This window comes from Spirosoma sp. 48-14, from assembly GCF_001898575.1.
In the GTDB taxonomy this organism is placed as follows: domain Bacteria; phylum Bacteroidota; class Bacteroidia; order Cytophagales; family Spirosomataceae; genus Spirosoma.
Genome location: NZ_MKUD01000058.1, coordinates 307629 through 328465, shown reverse-complemented (window position 1 = coordinate 328465; position 20837 = coordinate 307629). Strand labels below are relative to the sequence as shown.

General features: G+C 48.5%; 17 protein-coding genes. 8 read left to right on the top strand and 9 right to left on the bottom strand.

What is annotated here, in order from left to right:
* Window positions 1–32: 32 nt before the first annotated feature.
* The 7 genes from BGO59_RS26140 to BGO59_RS26110 all read right to left on the bottom strand — a co-directional run bounded on the left by BGO59_RS26140 (window position 33) and on the right by BGO59_RS26110 (window position 5087).
* Window positions 33–662 carry an LON peptidase substrate-binding domain-containing protein gene (locus tag BGO59_RS26140; RefSeq protein WP_293688553.1) on the bottom strand — a complete coding sequence of 210 codons (630 nt, stop codon included), beginning with the start codon at window positions 660–662 and terminating at the stop codon, window positions 33–35.
* Between the two features lie 21 nt (window positions 663–683).
* Window positions 684–1469 (bottom strand): isochorismatase family protein, encoded by a 786-nt coding sequence (locus BGO59_RS26135; RefSeq protein ID WP_293688551.1) that lies wholly within the window; start codon window positions 1467–1469, stop codon window positions 684–686.
* A gap of 65 nt (window positions 1470–1534) precedes the next feature.
* Window positions 1535–2281, bottom strand: a complete 747-nt coding sequence (locus BGO59_RS26130) for a hypothetical protein (protein WP_293688549.1) — start codon at window positions 2279–2281, stop codon at window positions 1535–1537.
* A gap of 36 nt (window positions 2282–2317) precedes the next feature.
* Window positions 2318–2983, bottom strand: a complete 666-nt coding sequence (locus BGO59_RS26125) for a hypothetical protein (protein ID WP_293688547.1) — start codon at window positions 2981–2983, stop codon at window positions 2318–2320.
* Between the two features lie 12 nt (window positions 2984–2995).
* Complete coding sequence (locus BGO59_RS26120; protein WP_293688545.1) at window positions 2996–3952, bottom strand: DUF4097 family beta strand repeat-containing protein; 957 nt, start codon at window positions 3950–3952, stop codon at window positions 2996–2998.
* Entirely contained in the window at window positions 3949–4560 is a 612-nt protein-coding gene (locus tag BGO59_RS26115; protein ID WP_293688543.1) for a hypothetical protein, read from the bottom strand. The genes BGO59_RS26120 and BGO59_RS26115 overlap by 4 nt, the downstream gene beginning before the upstream one ends.
* The gene (locus BGO59_RS26110; RefSeq protein WP_293688541.1) at window positions 4557–5087 is read right to left on the bottom strand and encodes a sigma-70 family RNA polymerase sigma factor; all 531 of its coding nucleotides are present in this window, start codon (window positions 5085–5087) and stop codon (window positions 4557–4559) included. The genes BGO59_RS26115 and BGO59_RS26110 overlap by 4 nt, the downstream gene beginning before the upstream one ends.
* 134 nt (window positions 5088–5221) lie before the next feature.
* On the opposite strand from BGO59_RS26110, the gene prmA reads away from it, so the two are divergent.
* From prmA to BGO59_RS26085, 5 genes are all read left to right on the top strand, one after another.
* Complete coding sequence (prmA, locus tag BGO59_RS26105) at window positions 5222–6052, top strand: 50S ribosomal protein L11 methyltransferase (RefSeq protein WP_293688539.1); 831 nt, start codon at window positions 5222–5224, stop codon at window positions 6050–6052.
* 30 nt (window positions 6053–6082) lie between these two features.
* Window positions 6083–11095 carry a hypothetical protein gene (locus BGO59_RS26100; RefSeq protein ID WP_293688537.1) on the top strand — a complete coding sequence of 1671 codons (5013 nt, stop codon included), beginning with the start codon at window positions 6083–6085 and terminating at the stop codon, window positions 11093–11095.
* Between the two features lie 156 nt (window positions 11096–11251).
* A complete protein-coding gene (locus BGO59_RS26095) occupies window positions 11252–13600 on the top strand; it encodes a PDZ domain-containing protein (RefSeq protein WP_293688535.1) in 2349 nt (782 codons plus the stop codon).
* A gap of 85 nt (window positions 13601–13685) precedes the next feature.
* Window positions 13686–14621 (top strand): CPBP family intramembrane glutamic endopeptidase, encoded by a 936-nt coding sequence (locus tag BGO59_RS26090; RefSeq protein WP_293688533.1) that lies wholly within the window; start codon window positions 13686–13688, stop codon window positions 14619–14621.
* Between the two features lie 164 nt (window positions 14622–14785).
* Window positions 14786–15178, top strand: coding sequence for a hypothetical protein (locus BGO59_RS26085; RefSeq protein WP_293688531.1), 393 nt, complete (start codon window positions 14786–14788; stop codon window positions 15176–15178).
* A 128-nt stretch (window positions 15179–15306) separates the two neighbouring features.
* Here BGO59_RS26085 and BGO59_RS26080 read toward each other — a convergent pair whose 3' ends face one another.
* Both BGO59_RS26080 and BGO59_RS26075 read right to left on the bottom strand, forming a co-directional pair.
* Entirely contained in the window at window positions 15307–16464 is a 1158-nt protein-coding gene (locus tag BGO59_RS26080) for a heparan-alpha-glucosaminide N-acetyltransferase domain-containing protein (RefSeq protein WP_293688529.1), read from the bottom strand.
* Between the two features lie 38 nt (window positions 16465–16502).
* Window positions 16503–17309, bottom strand: a complete 807-nt coding sequence (locus tag BGO59_RS26075) for a hypothetical protein (protein ID WP_293688527.1) — start codon at window positions 17307–17309, stop codon at window positions 16503–16505.
* Between the two features lie 192 nt (window positions 17310–17501).
* Between BGO59_RS26075 and BGO59_RS26070 the strand changes: the two genes are divergently transcribed.
* The 3 genes from BGO59_RS26070 to BGO59_RS26060 all read left to right on the top strand — a co-directional run bounded on the left by BGO59_RS26070 (window position 17502) and on the right by BGO59_RS26060 (window position 20658).
* Window positions 17502–18539: a sensor histidine kinase gene (locus BGO59_RS26070; protein WP_293688525.1), complete on the top strand. Its 1038-nt coding sequence runs from the start codon at window positions 17502–17504 to the stop codon at window positions 18537–18539.
* Window positions 18532–19266, top strand: a complete 735-nt coding sequence (locus BGO59_RS26065; RefSeq protein WP_293688523.1) for a LytTR family DNA-binding domain-containing protein — start codon at window positions 18532–18534, stop codon at window positions 19264–19266. Before BGO59_RS26070 ends, BGO59_RS26065 begins: the two co-directional genes overlap by 8 nt.
* A 165-nt stretch (window positions 19267–19431) precedes the next feature.
* On the top strand, window positions 19432–20658 hold the full coding sequence (locus tag BGO59_RS26060) for an ATP-binding protein (protein ID WP_293688521.1): 1227 nt from the start codon (window positions 19432–19434) through the stop codon (window positions 20656–20658).
* Window positions 20659–20837: the final 179 nt, after the last annotated feature.

Genomic DNA, 20837 nt, shown 5'->3' with positions numbered 1-20837 from the left:
TAAGCTTTTTGATTCGCTCAATCGCTCATTCATTAAAAATTGAGCGGATCAAGATTTTTGAAATGGCCGTTCATGCGAATGCGTTGCTTGGTGCGCTCCATGTCAGACACCACAGGCAATACGGTATTCAGGTGCTGGATCAGGAACAGTTGCCGTTCGGCCTCGCTTTCCAAGGTTAATAATTCGTATTCCTGCTCAATTGATAAACCTACTTTGTGGGCTACTTTATACGACAAGTTTTCGGCTCTGGGGTTATAATCCGTCTCGATCTGGAGCAGCTTGTATAAGCGCTCCAAACGCTCGGCCAGGGCGGATGCGTGTGCACTAAAATTATCGTCGGACTCGATCAACTCTACTTCGCCACCCGAATACAGTTTACCGGCAACAGGGTTTTCGAAATTGACCAGTCGGAAAATTCGTAGCCCTTTCGTTTTTATATCCATCCGACCATCGGGGTAGCGTTTATGCAGGGTCGTAACATGCATTTCGGTACCGTAGCCCGGAAGTTTGTTATTGATAAAGGCTGGAATACCAAACGTGCGCTCTTCTTCAAGACATTCATTGATAAGTTGCCGGTAGCGGGGTTCGAAAATATGCAGATTCAAATCCTCGCCAGGATAGACAACCAGATTGAGCGGAAACAGTGAGAGCACTTTTTGCATAGGTCCGAAAAGTACAGCTTTTTACTTAAAAACCGTATTTGATTCCATAAAACGGACAGAACGGGTTCGCGCTTCGGCATAAATAGGGTCGGCAAGGTAGCCCAGCCCTGTTACATCCGACATGCAATCCGTTACGACGACTAGTTTCGGAACCAGTTCGGGGGCGAAATCCAGGATTTGTTTCAAACTATTGGCTACGCAGTGCGACTTGGCTTCGCCCATCAGGTAAACGGTATCAAAACGGGCTAAGTCGGCAATTAGCGACGAATTCAGTTGAGTTTCGGGAATTGTGGGGTCTGGTACCTGGGCCCGAAAAATGCCAAAGTGTTCGGAGAGCGGGTACAACCCTTTTTGTATAGCTAGATAATCGCGATTTCGTTGATGCGACCAGTCTTTCAAGGCATCCAGCAATGTATCGTGGAGGGCGGCACCTCGTGATCCAATCAAACAGTGTTCGGGCCAGATGAAATGATCGAATTGCCCGTCTGCTTCAAGATCGTGTACGTATTTTTTTGCTTTCTCGGCCGAAAACCGGGGAACCCAGCGACCCGTGTCCACATCATTTCCCGTAATACGAGTAAAGGGTGCCGGATGAGTTCCGTTAGCATCCTGCCAAAAGCCCGGATGGGCGATATCTAAAATATGGTGCGTATCGAGGGTAACAACGATATGGTCAATTTGCTGAGCGTGCTCCCGAAGTAGAGCGGCTATACGGGCAATATCCTGCTCGGCGCCCGGCACAAACAGAGCACCTTCAACATGGCAGAAATCGAACTGAGCGTCGATAATCAGAAACGCATTTTTCATGGGTGAGTACCGTTACAAGAATCAAGTTTAACGGTACTCAAAGGTAAGTTATAACACACTAAAATTTATAGACCCAGGCCGAACGAAAAGCGTACCATCGCCTGTATTGGATGTTGAAGCCCGTTGTCGCGCCCGTATAGATAGGCTGCACCTGCAACCAGATTATAAAAGTAAAAGCGAGTACGTGTACTATGAATTCCTACACCTAATAAGCTAGCTTGCTGAAATGGATTAGCTGTAATTGTTTGGGTTAGTCCACTCCCTTCTACGACCAGTTTGTCATGAAAAGGCAAAAAATGCCTTGCAGTAACATAGTATTGATGATAGAAATTGTTAGCAGATTGACCTTTTCGAATCGCTTTGTTAATGAGTGGGTAATAATTAATGCCGGCCTGGCCGAGCCAACTGCTTCCTGATATGGGATTCTGGGGTGTTCCGGGAGCCAACTGCCAGCCTATTCCACCCATGAGCGCCCAGGCAGGTGTCAGCTTATGCTCAATACCCCCCCATAAACTAAACAGACTTGTTTGCTCAGTAACTGGGCGAGGGTCTTTAAAAAGAACGATGCCTGCTCTATATGGGTATTCCACGCCGATCTCAATCAACGTGATTTCCTGACGACTGCGCCGAAAGAGTTCTTTCATTAACTTCTTCTCTTTATCGGTACGTTCAGGATCAAGCTGTGTTATCGAATCCGATGGTGATTTTTCTTGTGAAACTTCGACTCGTGTGGAGTCGGATTGCCCAAAGCTGTTTAGGGTTAAGCAACCCATAGCCCAGCCAATAAGGCCATAAGCATACCACGTTTTCATGATTTATGAAGTAGCGAGAAGAGGGTAAAAAAACAATTACAAACCGAAGCCTATCAGAATAGACGCCTGAATGCCAACAGGCATGGGGTTGAGACTACGGATGGTATAACCAGGGCCAATGTTTGCATCCAGATACCCAAAGCGGCTTAGCCGGCGTTGGATCCCTAACCTGGCTCCTACCCACGAATGAGTTAAGCCAACTGGTGGATCGTAGGTAGTAGAGGACCAAATGGGCTTGATCAGGTGTAGCATTAGGTATTGTCCCGAAAAATTGTTCGCACTTTTACCCTGTCGTATTCGGCGATTCATGGTGAAGTACCACCGACCGGCGACTTCACCCGATACATTGGCGTCGTCCATAGTTTTGGCCAGCCGTCGATAGTAAGAGCGAGCCGAAATAAGAATGGAAAAAGCAGGTGTCAGCTTTTGTTCAACAGCGGCTTCATTTCGAATGGCCCATATAGGATCTGGGGTTGCTCCAAAACTGGTCGGCATTATACCAAGCTTAACTAATGTTTTTTCTTCGATCTGGGCCCGAATAAATCGATTATAAAGGGCCTTGATCCGTTTCGTGTTTGATGGTGGCGATTGGCGTTCAATTTCCTCGCTGTACATCACGCGTACGGAATCGGCTGATTGCGCTAAACATCTACACGCCATCAGGCTGACCAGGAGTATAGAAAAGGGTAGGGATCGGTTCATAGGGGTTGTGGCTTAACGTCGGTCGACGAGGGGTTTTTCACCCTGAATAACAATCGGGCTGTAGCGATTCTGAATGACGATCTCGGGTTTTTTAACCGAAGGTTGATACCGGAAAGTCTGTTTGTTTTTAGCCTTGACAAGCTGATCGGCGAAGTTTTCAGGTACGCGTATATCGGCTCCTAAACTGGTGACATCGAACCAGAAGTCGGTCAGGCGTTTCGTGGCAACCAGTATATCGGTGCGGGTTGCATCAACGTTCAGGGCATCGAGCGTAAGGGTTGGCAGAAGCGTCAGCTTTCCAAAGCTGGTCTGTAGCGTTACGTTTCCGCTTACGTCCTGTAGGGTAATCTCTGCCTTTTCGGCTTTTACATTCAGGATAGCGTCCAACCCTCGACCGTCAATATCCCCATAGTCTGATTTTATGGTGAGTTTACCTCGGATGTCATCCAGCGTCAGTTTGCCAAAATCAAAAGTCACGTTGGTGTTACCATCCAGATTAGCCAGATTAATATCGCCAAACGAGTTGGTTACGGTTAAAAAGGCTTTGGCCGGAAGGCTGATTTCATAAACGGCCTTCAACTGACTTCTCAGTTTTCCAACCGATTGGGGAATGACAAAACGATTCGACAGGTCAACCTGACCATCGACAGACTGCAAAGTATATTGGTGATAGGCTAATTCTCGTTCGGCTGTAGCGCGGTCGGGGTGTTTGGCAATAAGCCGTAACCGTACCGAAATCGTTGGCCGAGCCCATCCCTTAATGGTGATATCGGCTTTTTGGGCAGTCAGTAAAACAGGCTGATGTTCTATATAAGGAAGCTCCTTATCAATGATTTTTGTAATAACCTGTACCGACTGCGCATAGCTATTTATTTCGAAAATGGTGCAAATAATCAGCCAGATAAGCAATCGTGTCGGCCAAACGGCTAAAGTAGGTAGTCGTGCCAGCCTAAAAACGCCTGTGTTCATGACTCCAGTAGAGTTAGCAGTTCTTTGGTCACTTCAGCGCGCTGTGTTTCCAGTTTGGTCTGGGCGCGTAGTAAGGTTGGATCGTCGCCAAAAATTTCCCGTTCCTGTTCAATACGTTGCTGTTTAAGGGTTAATGCGGTGAGTTGTTTCCGCAACTCATGAACTTCGGGACGCTGGCAGACGGCTTTTTGCTGGGCGCACCGCTTCGCAATAAAGGCTTCGGTTCGGCTGGTTGTAGATGGCCAGTTGGGGCGTGTCGATTTTTTGTCTGAAATAGATTTTATCGATTCCGTGGCGTATTCGATATGAACTTTTTCGGGAGTTTCGGCGGGCCATATGGACCACACTCCCACAAGAAGCAACGCAATTGTAGCGGCCAGACTAACCCATTGAACGCATACATCCCGCCAAAGCGGGCGAATTTGGGTCGTATCACTGACGGACAGATTGGCTTCAATTGAGTTCCACAGGTCAGGGTTGGGGTCATGCAAGGGGAGTTCCTGGCTCAACCGAGTAAAAAGCTCATCGGCCTGCAAATTAGCTTCGATCCGATCCCACAAGTTATCGGCTGGGTCGTATTCGGGGAGTTGAGGCAGTGAGTTGTTCATGATAGTCGTTGTCTTAATAGCTTCTTCGCATAACTCGTCTGCGATTTTGAGGTGCCCTCTGAAATACCGAGCAGGTCAGCCACTTCCTTATGCGTATAACCTTCTACTTCAGTGAGTAAGAACACGGTGCGTGCGCCATCGGGTAGTGTACGAATGGCAGTCTCTAATTCGTCACCTGTGAGGTTGTCGCGAAACGAAATCGGTGCATCGTGTAGGCTTTCGTCCAGGGTTAAAAAACGGCCTTCAAGCTGTTGTTTTCGGAGCGACTGGCGAACCACGATGATTTTTATCCAGGCACCCAGTGTAGAGCGAAAAGCGAACTGATCGAGGTTACGAAAAACCTCCACAAAGGCATCCTGAAGGGCATCGTTGGCATGATCGTAATCGTTCAGTATCCGAAAGGCAGTCGAAAACATTGCTCGCTTGTACCGTTCAAACAGGAGCCGCTGGGCAACCCGATCGTTAGCCCGACAGCGGTTGACAAGCTCGTGTTCAGATAGATCGGTCGGTATGGCCAAGCGGAACATGGTTTTAGAAGTGCTTCAGACTAAAGGGATGCTGGAGGCTGAAATGGTTGGAAAGTACGGCAAAAAATAAAGAGAAGCAGGCAGATACAGGTTTGGTAGCGCGAACAGGTTAGCCTTTTTCGTTACTTTGAGGTATGAATTACATTGAACTACAACTGCATCTGTCGCCCGATTATACCGACATTCTTACGGCCGAATTAGCTGAACTTGGTTTTGAATCATTTGTGGAAACCGACGAAGGGTTAAACGCTTATATCGCTGAATCTGATTTTGAGGAATTGGCCATCCAGGAATTGATTGAGAAATACGCAGCCCAGACTGCAATAGCCTATGAAGTTAGTTCGTTAGAGAAACGAAACTGGAACGCCGAGTGGGAGCGCGATTATGAGCCGATCGAAGTGGCGGGCCAGGTCCGGGTCCGGGCGTCCTTCCATCCGTTGGACGCCCGATTTCGTTACGACATTGTCATTAACCCGAAAATGTCGTTCGGAACGGGCCACCACGAAACCACGGCTATGATGCTGGAGCAACAGCTTGGCCTCGATTTTGCCGGAAAAACGGTACTCGACGTAGGTAGTGGGACGGGGATTCTGGCGATTCTGGCAATTAAGATGGGGGCTAGCGCTGCACTGGCCTTCGATATTGAAGAGTGGGCGGTTGAAAATGCCCGCGAAAACGCCGAACTTAACGACTGCTCGCAGGTTACCGTATTTCAGGGAACGATTGCTGATGTAAAGGCCGTCGAGCCCTTTGATATCATTCTGGCGAATATCAATCGGAATGTATTGCTAGCCGAAATTCCTACCTACACGACACGGTTAATGCAAAATGGATACCTGATTGTCAGCGGTTTCTATGAGAGCGATGCGCCGGATATCGAGCAAAAAGCCATAGAATCGGGATTAACGCTGATGAATCAGCTAACCAAAAATCAATGGACTTCTTTAGCATTTATTAAACGCTGACAGGGGCTTATGCCTGGTCGGTTTTCGGATATGAATCGTATTTATTACAGCCTGATTTTAATACTGCTAACGCTGACGGCCTCGTTCGGCCAGGCGGTTCGAATTTCGGATAAGCCCGATCAGTTTGTAGCCGATGTTCAGAAACTAATGGCTACGGGCGGTCCGGCGGGTGTTCGGGCGGGCACCAACTTGCAGGCCATCTGGTCCGAAAACCGGCTGTCGGCGCAGCAACAGGAGCGGGTTATGGCGTTGAGCCGTAAAATGAACCAGAAGCGCTTACCGGCGGCAACCATTTTCACGCCATTTTACGAATCGCTGTACCTGGCTACTCAGCAACAACCTGCTACCAACGTCGATGGTCTGATAACGATATCGGAAAAGCTGTTCGAAACCACCGATGCCAAGGTGTTTGCACGGAGTCTGGAAACGGTTCGGCGGTTTATGGATCGTCGGGAGTTGTACGCGAGTAACTACAACAAGTTGTATGCGCAGGGTGGCACGTTTGAGTTTCGGTTTGTCGAAGGGCTGAAGTCCCTGAAACCAACCGACATCAAAACGGCAGAAGACTCTATCGCAGCGGCAAAGGCGGCTGCCGAACGCTCCCGCTTCGATGGGTGGGATACACCAGCACCCACCGATTCGACCCAACCGCGTTCGGTGGGCCCCCAGTATCTTCCCCAACGTCGGCCATTACCTTCGGTGTCGGGCGTGCTGATTACACTCAAAGATGTATCGCTGGCTATCGTGGCTAATGGCGACTCGGCTATTCTGGCTAATACCAATGGCGATATGATGCTGAAAGATGGCGTGCTGGTTGGGCAGGGCGGCAAGTTTACCTGGGCTACCGCCGGACGACCGGATATTTTTGTGACGTTGAGCGATTACGCCCTGACGACCATGAGTCCGCGTCTGCAAGCCGACGATGTAACGCTGACCTATGAGAAAACACCACCCATCAAGGGGGTATTCGAGTATGTCAGTAAGAAAAAAGGCGGGCCCGTTACGTACCCCCGGTTTATGTCGTGGCAAAACGATGTCAAATTGCCCGATTTAGGGCCCGATGTTGAGTACAAAGGTGGATTAGCACTGTCGGGTACACAAATGGTTGGGGCATCGGCTAGTGGATTTCCGGCTCAGCTAACCGTCAAATACAACGGTAAACCGGCCATTAAAGCGACTAGCCGCCGGTTCGATTTTGCTGTCAACGATATGCCACCTGCCGATTCTACGCAAGCTGGTCTGGCTGCATCTGGCTTCAATACGACCGAACCTGTTAAAACAGCGGGCACTCGTTCTACACAGGCAAGGCCCATGATTACGGCTAATTCGGCTGCGTTTGTTGGCTATGTCGATACCGATTCGATTACCCATCAGTCTGTAAAATTCCGGTACGATAAAGCCCAGCGCATTGCCTGGCTCGACCGGGAGCAGCGCACGGATTATGCCAGGGTTCCCTATGCCGACTGGTATCATAAATTTTACATCATGCCCGAAGTGGTGCGCTGGGATCTACCTCGTCGGAAAGTGGATTTCTATCAGGTGGGGGCCAAACGGGAGGTACCCGTTCGTTTTGAATCGTTCGACTACTTCCATCCCCAACGTTACTCTGATCTGACCGTCGATTATGGCTTTCACCCATTACAGATTGTTGCCAACTTCGTTTCTACCAAAAAACAGCAGACCTTCCTGGACGACGACATTACCCAGTTTGCCAAAAATGTAAATGCGGGTGCGTTGCGTGGTGCCCTGAACCGGATGGTGCTGGAAGGCTACATCGACCGCGATCCAAAAACCAGTCTGATGCGCCTGAGCCGCAAAGGGGTGTTATACGTGCTGGCCTATGCCCACAAGCAGGATTACGACAATTTCCAGGTACAGTCGCTTTTTGTATCGAACGATAGCGTGAAAAACGCAACCATCGACCTCAACGACAAAATTCTGACCATTCGGGGAGTTCGTCAGTTTACGATGTCTGACTCATTGAAAATTTTCGGTTATCCATCCGACAAAATACTTCGGGTAGGTAAAGGCCGTGATTTTACCCTCAACGGACAACTCAAAGCGGGTACACTACGGTATGCAGGTCGCGACCTGAAATTCAACTACGATAAGTTCTCGATGAGTCTTAATAAAATCGACTCCATAACCTTCCAGTCGCAAAAGCTGGCGGCTCAGGGGAAAGAGGGTGAAATTGGGGGGGATATTAAGTACGAAAATCCGGGAACGGTTTTTCTGGCTGGGTCTGACAACAAATCGGGTCAGATGAAGGGCAAGAAAACCACCCAGCGGCTGGTAATGCCCGAAGGGATGACGGTCTATTTCAATCAGCCAAACCGGGGAAATATCACGTACAACCAGAAAGTCTATTTCAAAATCCCGGCCATCGACAACGATAGTTTGGGTAAGGGTGATATTGCGTTTATGGGGACGTTCTATTCAGATGGTATATTCCCGCCCTTTAAAGCGCAGCTCGTCACCATGCCCGACAATACGTTGGGTTTCGTTCATAAGGCCCCTGCAACGGGTTATCCGGTCTATGCCGGAAAGAAGGGAACGGTGCCATCGACCGTCAAGTTTACAGGCGATCTGGTCATGGATAAAAGCGGACTCCGGGCCGAAGGCGTACTCAATCACCTGACTACTACGCTTACTACCAAAGGAATTCTGTTTATGACAGATTCCCTGCTGGCATCGGGCGACAAAGGAGAAATTAAAGAAGGTCTTGTTGGAAAGGGCTATTTTCCACAGGTTCAGCTCAACAATTTCAGCATGAAATGGTGGCCGAAAACCGATAGTATGGTCATCACCACGCAGAAGAATAACTTCAATTTCTACAGCGCTACGACCAATCTTGAAGGTGGATTACTGGTGCGTTCATCAGGCTTGTTCGGACACGGAACCCTGCGCCGGAAAGACTCCGAGACAATCTCCAACAGCATCAAATTCAATAAAGAAGGTTTCCTGGCCAGTGGAGCCCAATTTAAAATCGTTTCGGATAAAGAAGTACCCGGAACGCCCGCTGGTAAACCCATTCTGTTAGGCAATGACGTCGATGTTGATTTTAATCAGACCAAAGGCCTTGTCGGACTGGCGATCAACAAGAAGGAGAGCATCGGCGATACGGTATCGCCAAGCATTGAATTTCCGTTTGCTGCCTACAAGACTAACATCAACCGGGCGCAGTGGAACGTAAACGCTAAAACCATTGCCATGAAGGGCGATGTGAAAACCTCACTCTTTACGGCCACCGCCGAAGAACAGGAAGGGCTGACGTTCAATGGATCGGCGGCTTTGTATGATGTGGAAAAGCGGACCCTTAACATTAGTGGAGTGCCGTATATCACCTCGGCAGATGCCCGGATATACCCCGATAAAGGACTGGTCGCTATCCGGCGGAATGGCGAAATGATGGCGTTGAAAAATGCCCGGCTCGAACTGGATACCATCAACCTGTTTCACCGGCTCAAAAATGGTAATATTCAGGTGCTGTCGCGGACGCGGTTTGCAGGTGATGCTACCTACCAGTTTGCAACGGCTAAAGGTGACACCGCCAGCATCAAAATGGGTAGTTTCGAGTTGAAAGAAGCCCCGGCTGTAGCGGCTGCGAACGCTGAAACGGCGTCCTTAACGGCCGATGCCAAAAAAGCCAGCCGGAGTACTCCCCGTAGTAAGCGAGGAGGGCCATCTAAACCCATGACAACCTATTTTACCGTGGCTCGTGCAGAGGTTGATGAGGCCGATAACCTGCAACTAGCTCCCAAAATGTTGTTCCGGGGGGGCATTGTGATGGAAGCGCCTAAGCAGGATCTGTCGATGGATGGCTTTATCAAACCTGCGCTGAAAAAACGCAAAGACCTGATCAGCGACTGGATTCCATTCAAAGAAAAAGTAGCCGAACGGCTGGAAATCAAGGTCGATAAAAATCTTAAAAACGAAGGCGGACAACAACTGGTAGCGGGTATTCACTTCCGGGCTGGTGGGGCTGGCGTATATCCAACTTTCCTGTCGCCGAAAGAAGATTCCCGCGACGATGATCTGTTTAGTGCTACAGGCATCATGCGTTATGATGAAAAAGACAAAGTGTATCGGATTGCCTCGAAAGGTGGCGATGCGGTGGCCATAGTCGATTCGGTAGCCAAAGCGGATAGTTCGGAAGACGCCGATGTCGAAAATGCCTATACCTTCAACGATGCGCGTGGGCTGATGACCTATAAAGGCAAGATGAACTTCATGAACGCGGCTCCACAAGAGTATCTGCTATCGTCGGGGTCGGCACGGATCAATATCGACAGCAGCCTCTATCGGTTCAATACGTTGATGGTGTTTACGTTGCCCGTACCCGATCTGGTCACTACGAGTATTGCCGATAAGCTTGTCAAAACGAACCTTGAAGAGAAGAACGACGAAGCGGCTGACGACGATCTGAACCGCCTTTCGGACAAACTGGTGCCGCTAATTGGGCAGCAGGCTGTGGATGCCTATCGGGTTAAAGCACAAAACCAGCATGTGCCGCTCAATCAGGCATCACCGAAACTGAACGCCATGCTGGTGCTGGCCAATGCCAATTTACGCTGGTCTCCCAAATACAACGCGTTCTACAGTACGGGTCAGTTGGGAGTTTCGAACATCATGGCCACGGATATCAACGCACAGATGGATGGGTTTGTCGAAATCCGTAAAACGGGCAACGGCGATGAGTTCAGCATCTATCTTGAATCATCGCCGGATGTTTGGGTGTACTACGATTACAAAGGCGGTAATGGACCCGGTGCTATTGGTCAGTTAGCCATTATCACCTCTGAGCAGGAAATTAATGACCGGCTGCTGGCGGGTTCAAAAAACTCAGGAAAAGCAACGCTGGAGGTTGTTCCGGCAACGGTCGATGAAAAAACGCTTTTCGTAGACCGCTATCTCGATCAGTATAAAACAAAAGCCAAGCCTGCTCCGAAACCCAAGTTACAACCGGGCCAGAAAGTGGTGAAGGAAGAGAAAAAGAAAGACGAGAAGAAAAAAGACAAAGAAGCCGAAAAAGAAGGCTTTTAGTGCCTGTTCGTTTTCGACAGGATTTACAGGATGAACAGGATTAATTTTGAAAATGTCCCGTTCCGATAATCTTGTAAATCCTGTCGAAAAAACGTCTGTTTCGTACTTTAAAAGTATGTTTGCTCTTTAGTCATACGTATCGACTTCGTACCGGAAATGAGCAAACGCATTGTGCTGGTAATCATCGTTATGGTCTGGGCTTTGGGCCTACTACATGCCCAGACGACGATTTATATTGCGCCAACAGGAAACGATTCCCAACCGGGTACATTGGCCGCTCCCATGGCCACGCTCGAAAAGGCACTCGAAAAAGTAAAAAAAACACCCCAACAACAGGTACAGATTCTAATACGTCAGGGTGTTTACTATTTGCCCCGAACCCTACGCATCGACCCCCGAACGCTCGGCAATAAACAGTTACTGATCAGCGCTTACCGAAATGAGCGAGTTGAGCTGAATGGTGGTCGGCAGTTGGCTGTACGCTGGCAAAAAAAGGACGATAAAGTTTGGGTAGCGCAGGTGGCGGGTGAGTCGTTTGAGCAATTGTTTATTAACGGCCAAAAGCAAATTCTGGCCCGGTATCCTAATTACGATTCTACGGCTCACGTATTCCATGGGACCGATTCCAGTGCAACTAGTCCTGAGCGGGTAAGTCGGTGGCGCAATCCGGCGGGTGGATACATTCACGCGATTCATCGGTACGAATGGGGTGGTTTTCACTATCGGATCACCGGTAAAAACAGGGACACGCTTACCTACGAAGGGGGCTGGCAGAACAACCGCCCAATGGGCATGCACCCTAAAGAGCGATTTGTTGAGAATATTGCTGAAGAGCTGGATGCTCCCGGCGAATGGTTTTACGATAAAGCCACCCAACAGCTTTCCTTTATACCACCCGTTGGCCTCGATCTGACGAAAGCAACGGTCGAGGTATCCCATCTGAAATCACTGATCGAACTGGTCGGCCTGCCAGCATCGCCCGTGCGTAGGGTGCGTATCCGGGGGCTGCGGTTGGTTAATACCGAGCGCACGTTTATGGAGAAATACGAGCCACTGGTGCGTAGTGACTGGATGATCTATCGGGGAGCGGCCGTCTATCTGGAAAATACCGATAACTGTCACCTGGAGGATTGTGAACTCACCAACCTCGGTGGCAATGCCGTGCTGGTGAGTGGATTTAACCGACAGGCCCTGATCGAAGGTTGCCACATTCATCATGTAGGTGCCACGGCCATTGGTTTTGTAGGCGATACATCAGCCGTTCGGTCGCCCGCATTTCGGTATGAATGGTTTGTGCCTTACACAGCTATGGATTTGCAGCCCGGCCCTAAAACGAATCGTTACCCGGCCCAATGTACAGCCGACAATAACCTCATCCACCATATTGGCGAAACCGAAAAACAGGCAACAGGCGTCGAAATTTCGATGGCTTCCAACATTGTCGTGCGTCATAATACAATTTACCAGTTGCCCAGGGCCGGTATCAACATTGGTGATGGCACCTGGGGAGGGCATGTAATCGAGTACAACGACGTATTTGACACGGTCCTCGAAACGGGTGATCATGGTTCGTTCAACTCCTGGGGACGGGATCGATTCTGGCATCCCAATCGAAAAACGATGGATAGCCTCGTAGCGGCTCATCCTGAATTGGTGCGGCTCGATGCCCAAAAGCCAGTCATTATTCGAAACAATCGGTTCCGTTGCGATCATGGCTGGGACATCGACCTGGACGATGGGAGTAGCAATTACCTCATTTATAACAATCTGTTGCTCAATGGGGGGCTAAAGTTCCGGGAAGGCTTTTACCGTATCGCTGAAAACAATGTGATCATCAATAACTCGTTTCACCCACATGTGTGGTTCAGAAACAGTGGCGATGTTTTTCGGCGGAACATTGTGATGCGGCCCTATTTCCCAATCCAGATCAGCGATTGGGGTAAGGGACTGGACTACAATCTATTTCCCGATCAGGCAGTACTTCAAAAGGCCCGGCAAAATGGTACTGACGCACACAGTCAATTTGGAGAGCCTGAGTTTCTTCAGCCCAGCCAGGGCGATTACCGGGTTCGTACAACGAGTCGGGCCATTGCTTTGGGCTTCAAAAACTTCCCGATGAATCAGTTTGGCGTTCAAAAGCAAGCGTTACGTTCGTTGGCGCGTTCGCCCAGGCTTCCGGATATAGCAACTACTGGTCAGGAGGAAAAAAACGCTGAAACAAGCTGGCTGGGTATAGTAGTGCGCAGTATACGTGGCTTGGGCGATCGGTCGGCTTTTGGGCTTCCCGACGAATCGGGTATTGTTGTACTGGATGTGCCGAAAGCCAGTAAATTGGCTAGTTCGGGCTTGCAAAAAGGCGACGTTATCCGAACCGCTAATGGCATGACTGTGACGACAGTTGCAGAATTAATTTCTGTCCAGCAACAACTTCATTACATGCGTGCCTTACCCGTTGGTGTTATGCGAAATCAGCAGCTTGTGAATCTAAGCCTTCCGCTTCGATGAACAGGTAGATGGTTTTAGAAATGAATAGAAGGTTGTATCCTGTCAATCTTTCCAGTTATTTGCGCTAGTCCCTAAAATTAACCCAGTGAAAGCCCTTTGGCAAGACCTTCGCACCCATTTTCGCATCGACTTCCGGCCTGATCTGTACGCAGCTACTGCCCTTTGGCTGGCAATACTCCTGACCGTCAATTTCTCGCTCGATCTAGAAGACTCATACATCGATTCGTTTCAGAGCAAGCCCATCTGGCCAGTACTCTATTTGGGCTTGTATGCAACGGCTTACTACGGCGGTGTCTGGCTCTGGACGTATTTTCACCGCCGACCTGATATCTGGCGTAATCGTGCGTTCTGGCTTCGTAGCGGAGTGGCGTTGGTTTCCTATTCCATATATGCCGGATTTTATGCCCATAGTCAATGGAGCCAGCAGCTCTTCGGTGGGCAGATATACGTCTTTGCCTATTATTGCCTGCATAACCTACAATCACTGCTGACTATTGTACTGCCGCTGCTGGTGTTCTACAAATTCCTGGACCCCTATCCGAGTAGTTTTTATGGTATGGCTCCTAAGCGAAAAGGATTAGCGTTGTATGCCCTCATGCTGGCGCTGATGATTCCATTGATTACACTGGCCTCCTTTCAGCCGGATTTCCTGGAGTCGTACCCTACTTATCGGGATACCAACGCCAATGAGTTTTTTGGCGTGCCGGAGTGGGTTACGGCCCTTGTTTATGAACTGTGCTATGGCTGGGACTTTATACCGACCGAACTTCTTTTCCGGGGCTTTCTGGTCATTGGCATGAGTCGGGTGTTGGGTCATGGTGCCGTGTTGCCGATGGTAGTCTGGTATTGCGCTATCCACTTTGGACGACCGTTGGGCGAAGCTGTTTCCTCCATATTCGGCGGCTATTTACTGGGTGTGCTGGCTCTTAGCACCCGTAGTATATGGGGCGGATTGCTGATTCATATTGGCATTGCCTGGGGGATGGAGATAGCCGCCTTTTTACAGGGAGGAGGCCATTAAAGAGAGCTGCTGAATAAGCATTGGTTGGCCGAAAATACGTAAGCACTACTCTATACCTGTCAGATGACTAGCTGTGGATAATTTAAAACCAAGGGGTTTTGCTGCGGTGATTCGGCTTTACTTTGTGAACTAATGACTGCTCCCAGACAAGACAACCCTTCAAGATGAGTTCGCTTCCGACAATCGTAATGGTACTTGGTAGTATCATAACCCTATATGCGCTGCTTTGCTTCCTGGCTCATTATCTGGACTTTGGCTGGAAATTCATTACTGGTACCTGGCTCCATGATGACTTTTCCCTGATTAAGCGAGTTCGATCGGGCGTGATTCATCAAGTGTTGATTGGGATCATACTGGCTGTTCTTCTCTACGGAGGTTTTAAGCAACTGCTTGGGTTTATTCCTTCAGATTGGGGTCGAGTGGATGAAGCCGGTAAATTTCACTCCTATAAAAAAATGATTAGTAGTATACTGGCGTTGCTAGTAGCCAGCATTTCCATGTATAGCTTCCATGTCGCCGATCGGTTTTTTGACAAACATGACAAGGCCCAACTGTAGATCTGGCGGTCAATCAGGAAAACCCAATGGTAATGATCTGTCACTTTTTACATCAGTAAGGAATGGTGCACTTCCAGCGTGCGTGTTGGCGAATAGTACACAGCTATTGTTAAACTAGAAGTGATTGACTAGATATAGCGAAGCCACGTTTGCTCTTTATGGCGCATCTTATAGTTTCCATACCATTGACAAAGCGGGTACATCGTGAGCACAATGACAACCCAAATCAAATAAATAGCCCATAACTCAACTCCACTGCCCGTCTTGGGGCGGCCGAAGTTAGAGCCGAATACCAGTTCCGAACGTTTGAATCCTTGCAGGAAGACCATGGCAAACACAAGTGGGTGGATCAAGTACCAGTGCACCAAAAAATAAAACAGCGGGGTTTTTCCGTAAACACTAACCCGGTCCGTCCACCTGTTTTTCAGGCCTTGTACCCATGAAAGAATCAGAAACATGATCCCCAGAAAAAGAAGACAGAATTGCAGCGACGGGGGATATTTGGTTACGTTGATGAAAGAGAGAAATGTATAGAGTGTAGTTTTTTGGGCAGACCAGTGGCTGGGATCGCCATACAGGTTAACGACTCGCAAGGCCATAAACAAGCCGAGGAACAGTAATCCTATTTTCCGGAAAATTTGTCGTTGGCCGTTTTCGGTTGATTCAAAAAAATAACCGGCCCCGTAGCCAATCAGCATAATTCCGAGCCAGGGAATGGGTGGGTAGGCGATTAAAACTAGTTTTCCTGTACCATATGGAAAAGCGATGGGCGAAAAAAGCGACATCAGCCCTCTTAAGAACACGTTCTCAGAGGCCGGAATCAAACTCACCAACTGATGAAGCACAACAATCATCCCCCCGATTAAACCGACCATCCGGGGAGGCAACCGTAACAACGCGCTAAGAATCAGAAATCCAGTTCCGATGGCCGCGATCACCTCAAAAATCAGGATATTGAAGTTTGGGTCGAACCAGATGCCGAAATTGACCAGAGTGAACTCTAAAACGACCAGCCAGATGCCTCTTGAAACCAGGAAACGCCTGGTATTGGCCAGATCATTCTTAGCGCTCATGGACAGAAATGCGGAGGTGCCGGATAGAAATACAAACGTCGGTGCACATAAGTGCGTAATCCATCGGGTGAAAAATAACGCAGGCGTTGTCGTCGTCAGATCCGTAGGGGACTGTGATAATGAAGTGATATGTAGGAGGTCCCGAATATGGTCCAGAGGCATTAGGATCATCACCAGACCGCGCATAACATCAATACTGTTGTTTCGTTTCATGCTGCTTACTATTTCTTTACTAAATCCGTGAGGATGGATCATCGCCAACGTTCAATAGCCTCTACCCATTTTTGCTGTTTCATGGTAAGGCCGATTAGTAGCGCTATCCCGCTGAACGCAAGTGCATCAAAGGCGCTTGCCAGCAGATTGCCTCGGTTTCCGACGGGGTCTGCCAGCGCACCGGGGACATGGACCAGCCAAAACCACAAAAAGATCATCAGGGCGAGTAGCAGGGAGATAACCCGGATTCGTATTCCCAGTATAATACCGATGCCGGAAGCGGTTAAAGCGACTCCCGTCAGATTGACCCAGAACAGGGGATTGGCCATCCAGCCAGGAACGGTACTAACCAGAAACGGTGCATAAATGATGTGGGAGATACCGTAGCTGGTCATGGTGTAGAGGAAAAACAAATTGCCATAGGGCATAATTTTTCCTAAAACTGCTAGCTTACCCGTGAGTGGCGTATCGAATGAGTCAGCAACCACAAAGGCGCCCCCGGCCAGGGCTAGTTCCTTCAGGGGAGTTGTCCACAAGCCCAGGTGATACAGTTTGTTCGGTTCGGAAATGAGCTCGTAGGTTATATGGGTGCCCAGGAATAGCGACAGCCAGGCAGCTCCCAGCAGCAGAGCCGCTTTCTGGCCGGTACCTGGTACAAGCAGTAAAGCACCTGTACTGATCAGATAGAGTCCGAAGCTCCAGGCAAACACATTCAGGAAGGGCAGGTGTTGCTGATAGACCGAAAAAAAGACATCCCGGAAGCTCCCAAAATAAATTTGTTGGCAACCATACACAAAAAGTGCGACTGCGTAGAAGGCCCTACCGATTCGAATCAGTTGTTTCATGCTGGTCTGAGAACATAGCGATGTGCACTCAAAAGTAGCCATCTGCCAGTCCGTCCATGCGTATGATCGGTACACAACGTGGATTCTCGGTGTATACCGTTTACCGATAAAAAAGGTCGTTTACCGAAAACCATCTTCTACCCAGGCTCACTGATCATCAAAAGCCTTACCTTAGTTGGAAAGGGGCAGTTCATGAAATTAACCAGAGATGTTACGTTTAATGCCGTTTTTTGGCTGTTCTATTTCCTGTATCAGTGGCTAGGGCTGGCGTCTCTATATGGCAATTATCATGACTATTTTATCAATGCCTGTATGGCGTTGCCAGTTGCCTTTATCTTTTCCAGGCTGGCCGTTCACTTTCTGATCAGGAAACGCTTGGCGGAAACCAGCCAGATAGTTGATTGGGTGTATGTGGTACTGATTTCCCTTGTGTTACTTGTCATACGGCGCTACATTAATTACTATTTTCTTTATCCGAAGTATTTTCCGCAAGCCCAGCGTATGCCTTTTCTTTCGGCGGGAAAAATGCTGGTTGAGTTCGTTAACTTATATACGGTAACTGGCTTATATGCTTTGTATTATTTTATCCAATCCTGGTATGAGGAACGCTTTCGGGTGCACCAATTGGTGCAGCAGACGACAAAGGCCGAATTAAATCTGCTGAAAGCACAGGTACAGCCCCATTTTGTGTTCAATACGTTAAACAACATATACTCGACGGCCTTGACGAGTAGCCCTGAAACGGCCACGCTAATAGCGCATCTGTCGGGTTTCCTGGAGTACAATTTATATGAATCCAATCAGGCAACGGTGCCTTTGGCTACAGAGATTTCCTATATTGAACATTACATCGAACTGCAAAAAAATCGGTATGGCCCTAAACTGGATGTATCGATTAATGTATATACCCCAATCCATGATCTGCAGATTGCTCCGTTGCTCTTGTTACCCCTGGTGGAGAATTGCTTTAAGCATGGTGTGACTAAATCGGTAGGATTAAGCTGGATTCGTATCGATATTGCCAGACAGCCCGGTCAATTTTCCGTTAAGATCGCCAACAGTAAGGACGAACAAGGTGCTATGCCTGTATCCGACATGGGAGGGATTGGCTTATCGAATGTAAAGAAAAGGTTGTCATTACTTTATCCAGATGCTCATGAGCTAACGAGTATTGATGAGCCGCATGCCTATCTGATTTGCCTGACAATTAATACGTTGAACTATGGCTAATTGCTTAGTAGTAGATGATGAAGCACCGGCCCGGGCGCTACTCATGGGGCACCTTTCAACGCTGCCCGGTTTTACGGTCTTAGCCTGCCTGGATAATGCGGTCGATGCGTTCACATTTTTGCAGACAAACCCAGTTGATTTAGCATTCCTTGATATTCAGATGCCCAGATTATCTGGTCTTGATTTGATACGATCCTTAAAAACTCGCCCCAGAATCATTCTCACAACAGCCTATAGGGAGCACGCGGTCACGGCTTTCGAACTGGATGTTTTGGATTACTTAGTTAAACCGATCACCCAGGAACGATTCATGCGGGCCGTGTCAAAGTATCTGCATTCGCAAAACAATTCTGAGCTTCCTTCTCCGATTGCCAGTCGGTATGATGAGATGTATATGTTTTTTAAGGTCGGACGAGATCAAGTAAAAATTTTTCTGAGAGACATTGTTTTTATTGAAGGGCTGGGTGATTACATAAAGGTACACACGAACGAAAAGACCTACGTAGCGTCCGAAAAATTAGGCTATATGGAGCATAAGCTTCCTGCGGATAAGTTTATTCGGGTTCATAAATCGTTCATTATCGCCTGGGACAAACTGCTTCGTTACAATCCTGATCAGGTTACCGTGGTGACCACTACACTTCCACTGGGTCGATTATATAAAGGAGCTTTTTTCCGAAAGCTCCAGACTGGCAACGTGTGCTTATCAGAAGTGAAGGTTGGCTAGTTGAGCTTGTTCGCTGAAGAAAGATATACCATTTCCTGGTAGAATGGGGTAGGCTACGTTCAGAGTACCAGCAAATCGAATTAGTGAATGAACAGAGTAATGACAACCCATAAAACTCAAAGGGTTAATTATGGTTAAAGAGCTGTAGCTTACCTTTACCCCTCTATGAGTAGCAATCCTGAAATACTCGATAATGAATCCATTTTCCGTGCTCTGGTAATGGAATCCCCTATTCCAATTGCCTTACTGGTTGGCCGGGAGATGATCATTACTGTAGCCAATAAACCACAACTTGCTGTATGGGGAAAAGGGGATACTGTTTTCGGAATGCCCTTAGCCAAGGCCATCCCCGAGATGGAAGGGCAGCCCTTTCTGGCAATCCTGGATGAGGTATTTACCACAGGAGTAACGTTCGCTACTGACAATACCCCCGCCCACATGATGGTCGACGGGGAGATGAAGACCGTATATTTTGATTTTTCGTTCAAACCACTCAAAAACAAGAAGGGCGCTGTTTACGGGATCATAGCAACGGGGGTTGAAATTACGGAACAGGTAGCTACCCATCAGGCACTGCTATTGCGAGAAGAGCAATTACGGCAGCAATCAATGGAGTTGGATCGCCAAGTGGCTGAGCGTACCCAGCAGTTGGAAGATTCGATTCAGGACTTGAAGCGATCAAACCAAAACCTTCAACAGTTTGCGTATATCGCTTCTCATGATTTGCAGGAGCCTCTTCGTAAGGTTCAGCAATTCGGCGACCTTCTTCTGAATCAATACGGCACGGAGTTAAAAGAAGGAATAACTTACCTGGAGCGGATGCAAAATGCAGCCCATCGGATGTCGAGTCTGATTCGAGACTTATTGAGCTATTCACGGATTTCCACCCAGCGGGGCACCACCCAACTGGTATCACTCTCCACCATCGTGGAGGCCGTAGTCCAAAATCTAGAACTACGCATCCAGGAAACGGCAGCCATTATTCAAGTTGGGGACTTGCCCCAGGTAGCTGGTGATGCTTCACAATTAGAGCAGTTATTCCAGAACTTAGTGAGTAATGCACTCAAGTTTCACAGGCCCGGAATCGCTCCTCAGATCCAGATCGTGTCGAGTCAAGTAATGGTCAGTGATTTACCGACCGCTTTTAAGCCACATCGATTGACCAACGGTTATTATCGAATTGATATAGTGGACAACGGTATTGGCTTTGAGGAAAAATACCTGGACCGCATTTTTATGGTATTCCAGCGCTTACATGGCCGAAGTGAGTATGCCGGAACAGGCATCGGGTTAGCCATTTGCGAGAAGGTGGTTCTTAATCATGGCGGTTGGATAAACGCCCAAAGTATCCCTGGTCAGGGAGCGACCTTTAGTGTGTACCTACCTTTATAAACGAACTCTACCGATTACCCTCTCTACAAAAATACTCATGAAACGGATTGTTAGTTTATCACCTTTGCGTTCGTTTGGTCAGCCTACCCCGACTCCGATCGGCTACTGCATTGGCCGGATGGCTTCATACCCACCCTGAGTTCAGGTATGGGCATCCATCCGGCCCTGAACTCAGAGTG